The 15,588-nt window shown below is 69.3% G+C and carries 11 protein-coding genes; 1 reads left to right on the top strand and 10 read right to left on the bottom strand.

Annotated elements, in window-relative coordinates:
- Positions 1–120 precede the first annotated feature (120 nt).
- Positions 121–1,095, top strand: coding sequence for a DUF4434 domain-containing protein (locus ACRSCF_RS18040; protein WP_324622556.1), 975 nt, complete (start codon positions 121–123; stop codon positions 1,093–1,095).
- A gap of 16 nt (positions 1,096–1,111) precedes the next feature.
- On the opposite strand, the gene ACRSCF_RS18035 is transcribed toward ACRSCF_RS18040, so the two are convergent.
- The 10 genes from ACRSCF_RS18035 to ACRSCF_RS17990 all read right to left on the bottom strand — a co-directional run bounded on the left by ACRSCF_RS18035 (position 1,112) and on the right by ACRSCF_RS17990 (position 15,489).
- Entirely contained in the window at positions 1,112–2,257 is a 1,146-nt protein-coding gene (locus ACRSCF_RS18035; RefSeq protein WP_016452419.1) for an acyl-CoA dehydrogenase family protein, read from the bottom strand.
- A gap of 26 nt (positions 2,258–2,283) precedes the next feature.
- Entirely contained in the window at positions 2,284–2,985 is a 702-nt protein-coding gene (locus ACRSCF_RS18030; protein ID WP_432675071.1) for an alginate O-acetyltransferase AlgF, read from the bottom strand.
- Positions 2,986–3,002: 17 nt separating this feature from the next.
- A complete protein-coding gene (locus ACRSCF_RS18025; protein WP_244386314.1) occupies positions 3,003–4,466 on the bottom strand; it encodes an AMP-binding protein in 1,464 nt (487 codons plus the stop codon).
- Between the two features lie 69 nt (positions 4,467–4,535).
- Positions 4,536–4,775, bottom strand: a complete 240-nt coding sequence (locus ACRSCF_RS18020; RefSeq protein ID WP_016449889.1) for an acyl carrier protein — start codon at positions 4,773–4,775, stop codon at positions 4,536–4,538.
- A gap of 22 nt (positions 4,776–4,797) precedes the next feature.
- Positions 4,798–6,378, bottom strand: coding sequence for an MBOAT family O-acyltransferase (locus tag ACRSCF_RS18015; protein WP_016452417.1), 1,581 nt, complete (start codon positions 6,376–6,378; stop codon positions 4,798–4,800).
- 13 nt (positions 6,379–6,391) lie between these two features.
- Positions 6,392–7,525, bottom strand: coding sequence for an alginate O-acetyltransferase AlgX-related protein (locus ACRSCF_RS18010; protein WP_070080487.1), 1,134 nt, complete (start codon positions 7,523–7,525; stop codon positions 6,392–6,394).
- A 4-nt stretch (positions 7,526–7,529) separates the two neighbouring features.
- Entirely contained in the window at positions 7,530–8,576 is a 1,047-nt protein-coding gene (locus ACRSCF_RS18005; protein WP_244386313.1) for an alginate O-acetyltransferase AlgX-related protein, read from the bottom strand.
- 54 nt (positions 8,577–8,630) lie between these two features.
- Entirely contained in the window at positions 8,631–11,255 is a 2,625-nt protein-coding gene (locus ACRSCF_RS18000; RefSeq protein WP_432675070.1) for an NfrA family protein, read from the bottom strand.
- A 238-nt stretch (positions 11,256–11,493) separates the two neighbouring features.
- Positions 11,494–13,215 (bottom strand): glycosyl transferase family protein, encoded by a 1,722-nt coding sequence (locus ACRSCF_RS17995; RefSeq protein ID WP_074924255.1) that lies wholly within the window; start codon positions 13,213–13,215, stop codon positions 11,494–11,496.
- A 42-nt stretch (positions 13,216–13,257) separates the two neighbouring features.
- Complete coding sequence (locus ACRSCF_RS17990) at positions 13,258–15,489, bottom strand: cellulose biosynthesis cyclic di-GMP-binding regulatory protein BcsB (RefSeq protein WP_244386310.1); 2,232 nt, start codon at positions 15,487–15,489, stop codon at positions 13,258–13,260.
- Positions 15,490–15,588: the final 99 nt, after the last annotated feature.

Raw genomic sequence — 15,588 nt, 5'->3', positions numbered from 1 at the left:
GCATCAACCCTCAGCCCGGCCGGGTCAACCCCCGCTGGGCCGGCCCCCTTGGGGCGGGGCGGTGCCGCTTGGCTGTATTCTTGGCGCTTGCCTTCACGCAGCCTTGCGGCCGTCCCCAACATGCATTTGTCCAGACGCGAATTCCTCGGCGCCGGCGTGGCCGCCGCCTGTGCCTCGCTGGTCGGTTGCGCGGCCTCGGCGCCCGTGTCGGGCAGTTTCCTGCAGCCGTGGCGCAGCCATCTGGAGATGCCGCGCGACCAATGGCGCCAGCGCCTGGCCGCCACCCAGGCGCTGGGCTGCCGCGAGCTGTTCGTGCAATGGAGCGGCCTGCTGGGCGATACCGAGGCGGACAGCTGGATGCTGGCCGACGTGCAGATCGCCGACCTGCTGGACATCTGCACCGAACTGGGCATGGGCGTGCACCTGGGCCTGCCCTATGACGAGCGCTGGTGGAAGCAGATCAGCCTTGACAACGCCGCAGGCCCTGCGCCCTACCTTGCGCATATCGCCGAGCTGGGCGCCAGCCACATGTACGCCAGCACCTGGCCGCGCCATGCGGCCTTTCGCGGCTGGTACATCCCCTACGAGCTGGAGCAGTACCACTGGGCCGCGCCCGAGCGCATCGAGCTGCTGGTGAGCGCGCTGCAACCGCTGGCCCAGGCGGCAGCGGCCACATCCGGCCAGGCGCCCGGCATCTCCACCTATTTCAGCCAGCTGCAGACCCTGGGCAGCCTGCCCACGCTGTGGAGCATCCTGCTGGACCGCGTGTCCCTGCGCCCCATGGTGCAGGACGGCGTGGGCGTGGCGGGCCTGGGCAACTACGAGGCTCTGGCGCCGCTGCAGCAGATGCTGCTCGAGCGCAGGGCGCCGTTCGATCTCATCGTGGAACTGTTCGAGCAACTGCCGCCCGCGCGGCCCGATGGCTCGGACTTCCAGGCGCGCACGGCCAGCTTCGAGCGCGTGCGTCGCCAATGGGACGTGGCCCGCGACTACGGCGCCCAGCGCGTCGTTGCCTTCGCCATCGATCCCTGGGTGCTGAACGACACGCCCGAAGCCCGACAACTGCTGCGCGGGTGGAAATCCGCCGCGCGCTGAGCGGCAGGCGGCCGGGTCAGAAGCGCTTGGCGATGATCTCTCGCAGGATCTCGCTGCTTCCGCCGAAGATGCGCAGTGCCCTTGCATCGGCCCAGGCACGGCCGATGCCGTATTCCGCCATGTAGCCGTAGCCGCCGTGCAGCTGCAGCAGCTCGTCCAGCACCTGGCCCTGCAGCTCGGTGGCGTTGAGCTTGGCCATGGCGGCGGTGACGGAGTCCAGCGAGCCTTCCATGTGCTGGGCCAGGCAGTCGTCCAGGAAGACGCGCAGCATGGTGGTCCTGGCCAGGGCGTCGGCGAACTTGAAGCGGGTGTTCTGGTAGTCGAGCACGCGGCGCCCGAAGACCTTGCGGTTGCGCACGAACTCGGCAGCCTCGTCCAGCATGCCTTCGGTGGAGGCCGCCGCACGCAGCGCGATCGCCAGCCGCTCCTGCGCCAGCTCCTGGGTCACATGCTCGAAGGCTGCGTTCTCGCGCCCCAGCAGGTGGTCGGCCGGCAGGTGCAGCTCGTCGAAGAACAGCTCGCAGGTGTCCTGGCTGTGCTGGCCTATCTTGCGCAGCGCCGGGCCCTTGCCCAGGCCCTTCATGCCTTCTTCCACCACGAACAGCGACAGGCCGCGCGCGCCCAGGTCGGGCTCGGTGCTGGCCAGCACCACCATCAGGCCGGCGTTGACGCCGTTGGTGATGAAGGTCTTCTGGCCGTTGAGCACGTAGCCGCCGCCTTCACTCTCGCTCTTGCGGCGGGCGCGCGTGCGCACGGCCTTGAGGTCGCTGCCCGCGCCGGGCTCGGTCAGCGCGATGGCGCCGATCAGCTCGCCCGTGGCCATGCGCGGCAGCCAGCGGTCCTTCTGCACCTGCGTGCCGAAGTTCCAGAGATAGGGCGCCACCATGTCGGAGTGGATGGAAAAGCCGATGCCCAGGCAGTTGGCACGCGCCAGCGCCTCGATGACCACGGCCGCGTGGCCGAAGTCCCCGCCCTGGCCGTAGGGCGGGGGCAGGTCGCAATTGAGCAGGCCGCTGTCGCCAGCCTTGCGCCACAGGGCGCGCGGCGTGATGCCCTCTGCCTCCCAGTCATTGATGTGGGGCAGGATCTCGGTGGCCACGAATCGGTCCACCTGTTCCTTGAACAGCAGGTGGTCTTCACGCAATACGGAGCGGGTGCGCATGTCTGTGTCGGTCTCCTTGGGCTGGGTCAGGGGCGATAGGTGTCGGTGGCGCTGGCCTGGCCGCGCAGCACGGGGGAGGCGGCCGTACCCGTCATGAACAGGCTGTAGTGGTCGCCCGGCTGCAGCTGGGGCAGTGCCAGCGGCGCGCTGACGGCCTTGGCGCAGCTGGCACTGAGCTGGGCGGTGACCGGGTTGATGGAGCGGCTGGCCGATGCAGCCGGCGCCACGCCCGTGAACAGGGGCGTGCCCGCGGGCGCGACCTGCAGGCTGCCCTGGGGACAGTCCGTGGTGAGGTTGTAGAAACGCAGCTCGGCCTTGAGCGCGTCCTGGCTGCCGCCGGAGTCGTCGATGGCCGTGAAGCGCGTGGCCGCGTTCTTGCCCTGGCGCTGCGGCACCAGGGTGGTGAAGCTGCCCGGCGCCACCTTCATGCTGCCGGCGCTCTTGCCGTCCAGCTGGATGGCAAAGGGCGTGTCGCCCTTGACGATGGCGTAGCTGCTGGCCGGCTTGCTGCCGGACAGCGTCTGCTCGGGGCCGTCGGCGATCTTCACGCGCAGGCTGCCCGCGTCGGGGTGGACCACGCGCACGAAGGACGAGCCTGCGGGGGGGCGCGCGGCGTACAGCTGGGCTAGCGTGCCTTCGGCATGCGCTGCAGGCAGGCAGGACAGGGCCGCCAGCCCGGCCAGGGTGAACAGTGCTTGGCGCCTCACAGCGGAAAAAACGGAAGTCATGCCTGCAGATCCTTGTTTCATTGGGCGGGGCGCATGCGCGAGTCGAGGTACATGCGCTCCAGTTGCTTGCGGTCGGCCTTGTCGGTCTGGGTCAGCGGAAAGCCATGGCAGGCCAGCAGTTCCGATGGAATCATGTAGGGCGGCACGCGCTGGGCCAGCAGTTCGCGCCATCCGGCCAGGTCTTCGGGCAGGGGGTGCATGCCGGGCGGGCCGCTGCGGTCCAGGTCCACGAAGCCGATCATGCGCACGATGAAGCCGTCGGGCCGCTTGAGTGCCACCGCCGCGCCCGCGCGCACGCCGGGCAGGGTGGCCAGCACGGCATCGACCTCGGCCAGCTCGATGCGGTAGCCGTGCATCTTGATCTGGTCGTCGCGCCGGCCGTGGAAGGTGACCAGGCCCTCGCCGTCGATCTCGCCCAGGTCGCCCGTGCGGTAGCCGCGCTTGCCGTTGCGCATGAACATGCGTGTGGCGTGCAGGTCGGGGCGGTTGAGGTAGCCGCGCATCACGTGGTCGCCGGCCACGCAGATCTCGCCTTCGTCCAGGAAGACGTCGGCATAGGGCTTGGCCCGGCCGATGGGAAAGGGCAGCGGCGCGCGCTGGCGCAGCGCGGGGTCGATCTCCACCCAGGTGGTGGAGCAGGTGGCCTCGGTGGGGCCGTAGGAGTTGATGATGCGCGCCTGGGGAAAGCGGCTCCACAGCGCCTCGGCCACGGTGGGCGTGAGCGATTCGGCGCCGAAGACGAAGACGCGCAGGTCGGGCAGGTGCTGCTGGTCGAAGTCGGCATCCAGCAACTGCTGGCGCACGAAGGAGGGCGTGGATGCCCAGACGTTCACATGGGTGCGCGCCAGGTAGGCGGCAAAGGCCTGGCGGTCGGCAATGGTCTCGCGCGCGCACAGCACGCATGCACCGCCCGTGACCAGGGCGCCCATCCAGTTGAACAGCGAAAAGTCGAAGCTGAACAGCATCTGGTCCATGAACACCGGCGCCTCGCCCAGGGCCAGGCAGTCGCGTATCCAGCCGGCGAACAGGCCCATGCTCTCGCGCCCGATCTGCACGCCCTTGGGATCGCCCGTGCTGCCCGAGGTGAACATGATGTAGGCCAGCGATTTTTCCTGCAGCGGCTGCGCGGCGATGCCGGTGTCCACAAAGCTGCGGGCCTGCGCGTCGTAGCGCAGGCCGGCCTGCACCAGCGTGGCGATGCGCGCCATGCGCTCGGCCGGGTTGATCACGTCCACGGGGACAAAGGGCACGCCCAGGCGCAGGCAGCCGAGGATGGCCACGAGAAAGGCCGTCTCCTTGTGCCCCGTGATCAGCAGCGGCTCGTCGCGGCGAGCGCCGCGCGCCAGCGCCTGCTGCTCCCACTGCTCCACGGCCTGGGCCAGTTGCTGCCAGCTCAGCGTGCCGGCGGCATCGATGACGGCCGGCCGCTGCGTGCCGGCGTCGGGCTCGATGAAGTCGAAGCGGTCAAAACTGAATCGCATGCGGGCTCCTTGCGGCGGTGGGTGGATGGGGATGGCTGCGCAGGCCGGGCCGACAGTGCCGGCGTCTCATCACGCCTTGCGCTGCTCGGCCACGTACTGCGCCAGCGTTTGCACGGACTCCAGGTGCAGGTCGATCTCCGATGGCGGTATCTTGACGCCGAATTCCTTCTCGATGGCCAGGGCCACGTCCACGGCGGACAGCGAGTCCACCAGGCCCGATTCGAGCAGCAGCGTATCGGGCTCGACCGAGGTCAGGATGATGGCTCCGATGATCTGGGCAATCTTGGTTTCGATGTCATTGTGGGACATGCTTTTTTCTCCAACAGGCGTTTCAGAACTGGAAATACAGGAAGCGGGTTTCCTTGTGCAGGTTGACCAGGCACAGGAAGAGCAGGACCAGGGTCACGGCCGTCCAGCCCGCGCTGGGGCGCCAGCGCATCCAGGCCCGGGGCGCTTCCTGCACCTTGAACATGGCGGGCGAGAAGCGGCCCAGGATCTGGTGGGCATTGGGCGTGAACCAGGCAATGGCCAGCAGCAGCAGCACCAGGGCCAGCTGCATATGGTGGCCTATGGCCAGGCGGATGGCATCGCCCAGTGCCAGTCCCTGGACGTGGGACAGCGACTCCAGCGCCTCCACGCCGCGCAGGCCGGCCATGCCCTTGAGCAGCAGCATGGCGTCGCCCACGCCGTGGGCGCGGAAGAAGGTCTGGGCGATGAGCACGGCGATGAAGGTGATGACAACGCACAGCGCCTGCACGCCCCGGCCCGATTTGCGGGCGGCGGCCGGCTTGCGGCTGACCACGAAGATGCGCCAGGCATGGTTGACCGACAGGTAGAAGGCATGCAGCAGGCCGAAGATCACGTACTGCAGGCCGGCGCCGTGCCAGATGCCCGCCAGCCCCATGGTGAACAGCGTGGGCACGACGATGGTGGCCGCAAAGCCGCCCGGCGTGCGCGCGGCGCTCGATCCCACGGACAGCCCGCGCTTTTCGCGTGCGCGCGAGATGGCCATGGCCACGGGGTAGTACAGGTAGGCCGTGAGGTAACGCGTCAGCGTCATGTGCCAGCGCGCCCAGAAGTCGATGATGCTGCCGGCCTTGTAGGGCGAGTTGAAGTTCAGCGGGAAACGGATGCCGAACATGCGCGCCAGGCCCAGGGCCATGTCCGAATAGCCCGAGAAGTCGAAGTACAGCTGCAGCGCGTAGCTGAGGCTGGCGCCCCAGGCGGCCCAGAACTGCAGCTCGCCGGGCGCGGCGAAGCCGGCGTCCGCATAGGGTGCGATCTCGTCGGCCAGCAGCACCTTCTTGGCCAGGCCGATCACGAACAGCGTGCCCCCGATGGACAGGTTGTCCGCGCGGAACCGGTAGTTATCCGGCTGCGCGAACTGCGGCATCATTTCCTTGTGGTGCAGGATGGGCCCGGCAATCAGGTGCGGGAAGAAGGTCACGAACAGCACGTAGCTGAGCAGGCTGCGTTCCTTGACGATGCCCGAGCGGCAGTCCAGCAGGTAGCCGATCTGGGTAAAGGTGAAGAACGAGATGCCCAGGGGCAGGATCAGCTCGTGCATGCCGCCCTGCGTCAGCCCCCATTCGCCCAGGAAGTTGAACAGCGTGGCGAAGTACTTGTAGTGGAACAGTGCCGCCAGGTCCGCGCCCACGCCCAGCGCAGTCACCAGCCCCTGCAGCCGCGCATGGCCGGCAAAGCGCAGGATCAGCCGGCTCACCACGTAGTTGAAGGCAATGGACAGGGCCAGCAGGGCGACGAACTGCGGGTTCCACCAGCCATAGAAGACGAAGGACGTCAGGCACAGCCAGAACGCGGCCAGCCGCAGGCTGATGGCGCCGGCCAGGTAGTGGCCCGCCAGCGCGATGGGCAGGAACAGCAGCAGGAAAAGATAGGAGTTGAACAGCATGTAGCGGGCGGTTTCACGCAGGCGGGGAGGCGGCGTCCAGCTCCTTGAGCGCCGCTTTTTCATCGTCCGTCAGGGGCAGGGACAAGGTGTTTTCCGAGAACTCCCAGATCACCAGCCGCAGGCTGGCCGGCCAGGAGGCGCGGCGCTTGAGGGCGGACACCATGGCGCCGCTGAACTGGCCGCCATCCATGCTGAGGTTCCAGACTTCATGGCCCAGCGCGCGGCCCAGCTGTGGCGCGAAATTGCTGCGCAGGCCGTTGGAGCTGCCGGCCAGCAGCACCTGCACGGGCGGCGTCTCGTCCAGCAGGCCGCCGCCGCGCACGGGGGTGATGGCCTGGGGGCGTATTTCGTCGCGCTGCGGGCGCCAGCCTGCCGGTGCGTCGGCCAGGCCGGCCAGGGCCAGCAGGTCGCCGGGCAAGGGCTGCAGCGGCCCGGGTGCAGACTCCTCGAAGGCCTGGCTGCCGCGCTGCCCGCCCAGCAGCGGCAGCGCGGCCCGGGCCACGGCCAGGGCGGCGGCGCGTGCGCCCTCGGCGTTCATGTGCACGTCGGTGCGAAAGAACACGGGCTGCGTCTGCTCCTGGGCCTGCAGGGCGGGGCGCAGGTCGGCAAAGGCAATGCCGTCGGCCTGCAGGCGCTGCTGCCACAGGTCCAGGCGCTGGAGCATCACGGGTGCCACGGGCAGGCCGCACAGGTGGTCGGCCTCGATGCGCGACTTGTCGGGCACGGCCACCACCAGGGTGGCAATGCCCTTGTCCTGCAACTGCCGCGTCCAGTGGCGCAGCAGGCGCTGGCGCGCCTCGAAGGGCGCGGCGCCTACCCCGGGCTGGGGCCGCAGGCCGTCGCGGTAGAACATCCACTGCGGGCAGCCCAGGGCCACCTGCGCGCCCGTATCGCCCAGCAGGCGATAGCGCAGCGCGGCCTGGCCCGTCTCCAGCGAAGACTGGGCGGGCAGGCGCAGGCCCTTGTTCAGCGCCGTGCCCGCGCGGCCATCGAGCCAGGCGGCCAGTTGCAGCTCGCCGGCCTTCGGTCCCCCGCTGGCCAGCGTCCAGCCGCCCCAGGCCAGGCCCGACAGCAGCAGGGCACCCCAGATCCAGGCGTTGCGCCGGTGTCCTTTGTCGGTTTGCAGTTCTTGCGCGGTGGGGTCCACGGTGTCAGCCCTTGAGCGCGGCCCGCAGCCGCTCCAGCCAGGTGGCGTTGGGCATGAGTGAGGCGTTGTCCCACTGGCCGGCCGCGTTGGGGCCGTAGCTGTAGGTGGGCTCGAACATCTGCCACACCAGCACCTGGGGCTTGTGGGACTTGAAGGCCGGCGACTCCAGGTACTCCAGCAGCATGGTCCACTGGCCCACGTTGCCGGGCTTCCAGTTCAGCGAGACCGGGCGGTCCAGCAGGTTGGAGAGCTTTTGCGGAAAGCCGAAGTAGGGCTGGACCATGCTGTGGCCCGTCACATGGACGGGCGCGGGCTCGTCGTCGAGCAGGCCCTTGGCGGGGGCCTGGCGGCGCACGGTATAGACCTCGCGGCCCACCTGCTTGCGCTCTTCGGCGGTGAGAAAGAGCTCGGCCAGGTCGCCATAGCGGCGCTCGGTGACGGTGTCGCCCAGGGCCAGGCCGCTGCCGGCGCGGCCCGCCAGCTGGGGCACCTCGCCCTGGACCATGCGGGCCGTGGCTTCGGCCGTGGCGTCGGCCGCCGCCTGGGTCCAGTGCTGGTCGGTGCGGTAGAACACGTCCTTGCCGCTGTCGCGCACGGTGCGCAGCACGGCCTCGTCGTCGAAGCTGGGAATGCCTGCGCCCTGCAGCGCCTGCAGCACCTGCTTGTAGCGGCCCTGGACATCGGCGCTCATGGCCTTGCCATCGGGCATTTTGTCAGCGTAGAAGCGCACCTTGTCGGGCAGCAGCAGCACCTGCAGCTTCACGCCGCGCGCGGCCAGCAGGTTGCGCGCCTCGGTGATCAGCCGCGTGGATTCCGTGATGCCGGCGCGGTCCACCTGGGTCAGGCTGCCCCAGCCCGGAAACAGCCAGCCGTCCTTGCCCCTGAGAACGATGGAGGAGCTGTCCTGTGCCTGTGCCTGTGCCTGTGCCGTTCCCTGCGCTGCCAGCGCGCCCAGCACCAGGGCGCAGCCGGCCAGCCCGCGTGCGGCGCGCGCCATGCCCGAGCGCAGTCCGTGCAGGGCGGGGCGGGGTGCTTGCTTGGTCGAATCCATGGGAGCTTTCTCCTTTTCTCTTGTCTGTGTGGTGGCGGCGGCGGGGCGGGGCTTTCAATAGGACAGCGTCAGCGTCATGAACAGGCCCTTGGCGCGGTCGGCCTGGCCGCCGCCGATGTTGAAGCGGTACTGCATGGACCAGTCCAGATAGGACTGGGCCGTGCTGTAGTGGCTTTCGCGGAACCATTGGCGCAGGCTGATGCCCACGCCGGCGCTGGCCGACCAGCTGCTGCCATTGCCTTGCAGGGCCAGGGTCTGTCCCTGCTGGGCGGCCAATTGGGCTGCGGTGGGCGTGGCGCCAGGGGCGGCCTGCAGGGAACGCACTTGCACGCGGTTCCTCTGTTTGATCCAGTCGGCCGCGACCACGCCGAACGGGAAGATCACCAGGCCCTGGTTGATGCCGTCGGCGCGGAAGCTGCGCCCGATGCGGGCCTCGGTGGAGAAGAACCATTGCTCGCGCTTGTAGCGCCCCGAGCCGTCGCCCACCACGGCGCCATTGGTCTGGTCTGTCAGCGTGAAGCGCGAGGCCATGCTCTGGTTGGCATAGCCGGCCTGGCTGTAGCCTTCCATGGTGAACCAGCTGGAGCGGTCCGTGCGCCGGCCCGTGCCTTCGTAGAAGCCGTGGGTGACATAGGCCAGCCAGCCGCCCTGGCCCGCGCCCGCGCTGTACTTGGCCGAGATGGGATTGCCCAGTGCCGGGCCCGTGGGGTTGAGCGGATCGCGCCCGCTCATCAGGCAGCGCAGCTGGGGCGATTCAGGCGTGATGAAGCCCGAGCGCGTGGCGGAGCCGATGTTGAACTGGCGCTCTATGCCAAAGGTCAGCGCGTACTTGGTGGACGGCGTGAAGCGCATGCCCAGCGAGCCCGTGGTGGTGGGCAGGCCCGAGATGCCGCGGTTGTCGCCTGCCTGCACATTGATGGGCAGGCCCGTGCAGGGGTCGATGGCGCTTTGGCCCAGCGTGGTGCCGCCCCCGTCATGCAAGGTGCTGCCCAGCCGTCCGTAGACATCGAAGATGCGCGTCGATGAGTTGAGGAAGTTGGACGGGCGCCAGTAGGCCTCGGCCGTGCCGAAGACGGCGTCGCCGGCCTGGGTGAGGATGCCGTCCGAGAATGCACGCCCCGCCGGCCGCGCGCCCCGGTAGCCCAGGGAGACGATGGCGCCCCATTCGCGCGAGTAGCCGGAGACGGCGCTGCGCGCGTTCTCGCGCTGGCCCGGCGTCAGCTTGGCGGTGCCGGCATCGTCCAGGTCGATGGCTTGCTTGAAGGTGTGCACGGCGCCCCGGCTGTCGCCGGTGCCGGCCAGGGCATAGCCCTCGTCCAGCATGGCGCCCGCAGGCGCCTCGCCCGTGGCGCGGGCGGCACGAAAATCCTGCAGCGCCTTGGCCGGCTCTTCCTGGCGCGAGTACAGGTAGCCGCGCTGCATCAGCAGCTGGGCGTCGTTGGGGGTGAGGGACAGGGATTTGTCCAGCCGCAGCAGGGCCTGGCCCTGCTGGTCGCGGTTGCCTGCGGCCAGCGTGGTGGTCAGCAGCTTTTGCAGCTGCTCGTTGTCGGGGTCCTGCTCCACGGCCGTTTGCGCATGTTCGATGGCAGCCTTGTAGTCCTGGCGCGCATAGGCCGCATAGGCCTGGGCGCTGGGGCCGCCTGCGCCCTGGGCATCGGAGGGCTGCAGCTCGCAGACCGTTCCGTAGGGCGTGTCGCGGCAGTCCTGCAGCGGCGGCGGGTAGTCGGCCATGGCCAGGGTCTGCGAGGCACCGCGCGTATCGGCCACCATGGGCGTGTCGCGGCCCGGGCGCAGCCCATCGGCTTGCTTGAGGCGGCGGGCCACGGCTTCATCCTGTGCCGGCATGGGCGCCAGCAGCGCGCGGGCGCGTGCCGCATCGCCCGCAGCCAGGGCTGCGTCGGCCGCGATCAGGCGCAGGTTGGCCGATTGCTTTTCGTCCAGCCAGTCCTGCTTGAGCACGTCGTCGAAGTCCTCGTTGGCCAGCGTGGTCTTGCCCTGGCGCTGGCGTATGTAGCCGCGCATGCCCAGGGCGGCCGTGTCCTCGTTGTCCTGCGCCAGTGCCTCGTCGGCAGCCTTTTCCGCGTCGGGCAGCTGCTCGGCCAGCATGAGCGAGGTGATCAGCAGCAAGCGGTGCGATGCCGTTCCCGGCGCCAGCGCCACGGCCTCGCGTGCAAAGGGCACGGCCTGCGCCGGGTTGTTGGCGATCAGCGCCTGGTAGGCCTTTTGCGCGGGCAGCACGGCCTGGCTGCGGCGCAGGGTCTGGCGCTTGGCCACCAGGTCGCTTTTGTTGGGAGGCTCCAGGGACAGGGCGGCATCTGCGGCCTCGATGGCGGCGCCCAGCTGGTCCTGGGCTTCCAGCGCACCAATCCACAGCAATGCCCATTGGCCTTGCGTGGGGTCCAGGCGAAAGGCCTGCTCGGCCTTGCGCGCGCTGTCTGCATAGTTCCTGGCGTTGTAGTCGGCGTAGGCCTCGGTGGCGATGGGAAAGGCCTTGTTGTAGGCCTCGGAGGCCGTGGCCGCGCCGCCACCTGCGGCGGCCCCGCCTGCCGCAGCCGCGCGCACATTCGTCTCGGCCTGCTGCAGCGTGGCTTCGTCCAGCCCGGCGGCGCGGGCCGAGGCGATGGCCTTGAGCGCTTCCTCGTTCTTGCCCTGCCTTTGCAGCGAGTAGATCAGCAGCATGCGCAGGCGCAGCAGGTCGGGGCGCAGCTGTATGGCCGATGCGGCGGCGCTGGCGGCCCGCGCAAAGCGGCCGGCCTGGTAGTGGGCATAGGCCTGGTTGGCCAGCTGCCATGCGCGGCCCCTGAGCGGCGCCTCGGCCTTGACGGCTGCTGCGGCCTGCGGCCAGGCCGGCGGCGCGTTCCAGCCGGCGCCCAGCAGGGCGGCCAGGGGAGTGGGCGAACGAGGGGTGCGAGACGCTTCATATGCCGGCCCTTGGTGTGCTTGGATTGCCTGTTGCGGCCAAGCCGGGATGTGCCGGGGGATCGGTGGGCTCCCCCTGCTGGAAGCTGATGGCCTCGCGCAGCGTGGCCTCGTCGAGCCAGCCTTGCTCCATGAGGATGGCGCCCAGCGGGCGGCGTTCGCGCCGCTGGATCTCCAGCGCGCTGGCCAGCCGGGTTTCGTCGATGGCCTGCCAGGACAGCAGCAGCTCGCCCAGGCGCTGGCGCTGGTGCACCAACTGGTCTGTGGAGGGGAAGTCGTGCATGGTCTTGTCCCAGGCCAGGCGCTTGCCCGTGACCAGGTGGACGATGAACAGCTTCCAGGCGCGCGCCGCTGCCATGGCATTGATGAAGTTGCCGATCACCATGCGCGGGACGGACAGCAAGGCGTGCTCCCAGCCGTACAGGCGCGAGACGAACCAGGCGCGCTGCACCACGCGCAGCAGCAGGGCGACGACGTTGACGCTCATCAGCGTCACCAGCCAGCCATTGGGGGCGAACAGGGAGGGGTAGTAGACCGTCCACCAGCCCATGTGGTCGGCCAGCAGGAAGACCAGGAAGTTCAGCAGCAGCAGATAGGCCAGGATGGCCACGAAGGAGGTCACCAGCCCCTTGCGGTCGCGGAACAGCAGGTACTTGGTGGACAGCGGCCCGGCCCAGCCGACCTGGCTCCAGCCCTGCAGGCCGATGCCCAGCGTCCAGCGCGCCTTTTGCCGGTAGGCGGTCTTGAAGGTGTTGGGAAAGAACTCGCGTATGCCCAGCGGCATGGTGAGGGTGGACACCTTTTCCTTGCCCAGGCCGAACAGCGGCTTGCGCCGTATCACGTAGTCCACGGGGAATTTGCCGAAGATCTGCTTCATGCCCCGGCGCGCCAGCCGCGCGCCGATGTCGTAGTCCTCGGTCAGCGTGTCGGTGTTGAAGGGCTGGTTGTGGGTCTCGGCGGCCAGTTCCTCCATCGCCTTGCGCGAAAAGCAGGTGCCCACGCCGGCCGAGGGCACCATGTGCGACATGCTCTCGCGCACCACCAGGTCCTTGGTGTGCCATTCGGCGAATTCGTCCATGTAGGTGCCGGCCACCAGTTCGTACCACTCGCGCTCCAGCGAGGTCACGGGCAGCTGGATGAAGTCCATGCGCGGCAGCAGGTAGTTGTAGTACTTGAGTTCCAGCGGGTGCAGCACGTCTTCGCTGTCGTGCAGGATCAGGCCGGCAAAGGGCTCGGGCTGCAGCGTGTTCTGCTGGAAGATGGCCTGCACGATCCAGTTGAGGCAGTCGGCCTTGCAGGTGGGGCCGTCATGCGGCACCTCCACGCGGACCAGCTGGCGGTAGCGCCGGCGCATGCGCTCCACCTCGTTCTTGGTGCGCTCGTCGTTGCGGTAGGTGCCCACGAAGATCATGTAGTTCTTGTAGTCCAGCGTGCCCACCATGCTCTCGAGCATGGGCGCGATCACGTCGTACTCCAGCCAGGCCGGCACCATGATGGCCAGCGGCTTTTCCTCGACCTCCTGCAACTGCTGTGCCTTGAGCGGCTGGTAGCGGCGCTTGACGGTCAGCGCGCGCCAGGCCTCGCGCACCCAGTACCAGGCATCGATGAACAGGTCATCGATGCTGGACAGCAGGATGATGACGGCCACCACGGCGCTGGTGATCTCCAGCGCGTGGTAGTAGTCGGCCACCAGGTAGGGCCAGTAGAGGGAAGAGATCATGGTGATCGCCTCATGCCGTCGTCATCGTGGCTCGGGCCCGGCTCAGTGCCTGGGCTGCTTGCTGCGGGCCACCGCCCAGGCCAGCAGCACCAGCAGCACCACCACGACCAGCGCAATGGCGATGCCGGGCACGCTCCAGGACAGGAAGTTGCGCCATTCGTGGAAGGCGCCTTCGCGCGGACCGGACGGAATGCCGGCATCGGGGTTGCTGCTGTCGACCCAGGCCAGAGGGCCGTCACCGCCGATCACGGCAATGTTGCCGCGATTGAGCAGGAAGGGCTCGCCCAGGCCGCCAGTCCACTCGCCGATGGCACGCCACAGCACGCCCTGCTGGCCGCCGGCAGTGACGACTTCGGCCGAGGACAGCTGTTTCAGCCCCTTGATGTCCAGCCAGTCCAGCGACTTGCCGCGAATGCGCAGCTGCTGACCGTCCGTGACCGTCACCAGGGGCTTGGCGCCCTCCACCGGCACCTCCATGGCCACGAAGGGCATGGAAGGCTTGGCGGGTGCATCGGCCTGGGCCACGACCAGCTCGGCCTGCGAGGCCGACAGGCCGCTGGCGGCTGCCAGGTTGGCCATGCGCTCCAGCGCCGCCGGCGCGGCCGACAGGTAGCTGGCAGGCACCAGCAGCTGCGACCTGGCGCCCAGCAGGGGCAGCAGGCCGATGAAGCTGCCGTTGGGCTCGGCCTTGCCGGGCGTCACATAGCTGATGGCCGGCAGCACGCTGGCGGGATAGGGCTGGGGAATCTCGTTGCAGTCGGCCGAGTAGGGCTGGCGCTGCACCGACACGCGCAAGGTGTTGTTGATGCCCAGCGCGTAGCCGGGCACGCGGGCGCGCAGGCGCTCGGGCTGGCCGTTGGCGTCCAGCTGGCGGGCCGACAGCAGCATGCCGTTCCAGAACAGCGTGGCCACGGGGCGCGTGGCCGAGGCGCCGGGGGCTGCGGCCACGTACAGCGTGATCTCGCCCGGCATCCGGCCCTGCGAGGCGACGGCGCTCAGCGGGAAGTTCATCGTCCACTCGCCGCGCGACAGCACGTCGAAGCTGTCGGGGCTGCCGCCCAGGCTGGACAGGCGTATGCCCTTGGCCTCGTCCCATTGCGGGGGCTGGGCCGCAGCCACCGTCACGTTGTCGCTGACCAGCAGGCGCTGCAGGGCGGCCTCCTGCAGGCCGGCCACGCGCGCACCCGCATCGGAGGCCACGGCCAGCACCATCTGGCGGCCCATGGGCAAGGCTCGCAGTTGCTGCGAGGCCAGCGCCTCGCTGGCCAGCGGCGCGCGGCGGGCACGCCATTGCTGCAGCGCCTGGCCCGCATCGGGGTCGGCCGCCAGCTGGGTCTGCAGGGCCGCGAAGGCGGCGGTCAAACGCTGCTGCAGTGCCTTGTCGGCCACCACGATGTCGCCGCTGACCTGGGCTGAGCCCAGCATGATCAGCGCGCCCAGCTCGGCGTCACTGGCCAGCTTGTGCTGGGGCTCGGCGCCCCGCAGCGCGGCAAAGGCTGGCACGCCGGCCAGGGCGGCGGGAACCTCCAGGCCGCGCAGGTCGATCACCTCGCCCACGGCAGGAAGGGCCCGTACCTGCATGCGCCTGTTGTTGCGCTGCAGGCTGGCGCCGATGCGCCAGGCGCTGTCGAACGAGGCCTGCTCCAGCTGCCTGCCCGACACCAGCACGGTGGTGCGCACGGGCAGGGTGTTCCAGACATCCTCGATGGTGCGCACATCGCGCGGGTCCACGCGGTAGCTCAGGCGTGTCTGCGGCGAGATGGTCAGCGAGTTGGCGAGGGAGTGGTTTTCGTCGCAGCGCTGCTGGCTGTTGTTGCGGTTGCGCCAGTTCACGCCCAGGCGCACGAAGTCGCTGGCGCGCGCAGGCTGGGCCACGGGCAGGTTGCGCTGCAGCGTGCCTTCGCCGTCCGGCACGGTCTGGGATACGGCCGGCGTACCGTTGAGCGAGATCACCACGGTCGAGGTCCCCGGCTCTCCCTTCAGGTAGCGGCCATCGAAGGCGATGCTGGCATCGCCCAGAGGCAGGCCGCGCGGCACGGGCAGGTAGAAGTCCTGGGTGGCCGTGCCGGCCAGCACGACCGGGTCGACAATGCCCAGCTCCTTGAGCGTGACGCTGCGCTGCAGCCCGTCGCTGGCGCCCAGCTGCCGTATGGCGTCACCCAGCGCCGAGGCGGATGCCGTCTGGGCGAACAGGGCGCCCAGGCCCAGCAGCGAACCCAGCGCCCAGCGGGCCCCGGTGCGGGAAAACGAATGGCGGTGGATGGTCGGTTGCATGGGGGGCCTCTTTTTCACTTCGGTGCTCGGTTCGTGACGCGATTCGTGACACGTTCAGTTGCTGCAGGGCGGCTGCCGTTGCGTTGGGACTGGCGGCCT

This window comes from Delftia sp. 11MD, from assembly GCF_050907895.1.
Taxonomy (GTDB): domain Bacteria; phylum Pseudomonadota; class Gammaproteobacteria; order Burkholderiales; family Burkholderiaceae_C; genus Comamonas; species Comamonas tsuruhatensis.
The sequence above is the reverse complement of the archived record's forward strand: the minus strand, read 5'-3'. Positions and strand labels throughout refer to the sequence as shown.

Coding starts and splice junctions, on each gene's coding strand:
- ACRSCF_RS18040 (WP_324622556.1), top strand. CDS start 121: ATGCATTTGTCCAGACGCGAATTCCTCGGCGCCGGCGTGGCCGCCGCC.
- ACRSCF_RS18035 (WP_016452419.1), bottom strand. CDS start 2,257: ATGCGCACCCGCTCCGTATTGCGTGAAGACCACCTGCTGTTCAAGGAA.
- ACRSCF_RS18030 (WP_432675071.1), bottom strand. CDS start 2,985: ATGACTTCCGTTTTTTCCGCTGTGAGGCGCCAAGCACTGTTCACCCTG.
- ACRSCF_RS18025 (WP_244386314.1), bottom strand. CDS start 4,466: ATGCGATTCAGTTTTGACCGCTTCGACTTCATCGAGCCCGACGCCGGC.
- ACRSCF_RS18020 (WP_016449889.1), bottom strand. CDS start 4,775: ATGTCCCACAATGACATCGAAACCAAGATTGCCCAGATCATCGGAGCC.
- ACRSCF_RS18015 (WP_016452417.1), bottom strand. CDS start 6,378: ATGCTGTTCAACTCCTATCTTTTCCTGCTGCTGTTCCTGCCCATCGCG.
- ACRSCF_RS18005 (WP_244386313.1), bottom strand. CDS start 8,576: ATGGATTCGACCAAGCAAGCACCCCGCCCCGCCCTGCACGGACTGCGC.
- ACRSCF_RS18000 (WP_432675070.1), bottom strand. CDS start 11,255: ATGCTGCTGATCTACTCGCTGCAAAGGCAGGGCAAGAACGAGGAAGCG.
- ACRSCF_RS17995 (WP_074924255.1), bottom strand. CDS start 13,215: ATGATCTCTTCCCTCTACTGGCCCTACCTGGTGGCCGACTACTACCAC.
- ACRSCF_RS17990 (WP_244386310.1), bottom strand. CDS start 15,489: ATGCAACCGACCATCCACCGCCATTCGTTTTCCCGCACCGGGGCCCGC.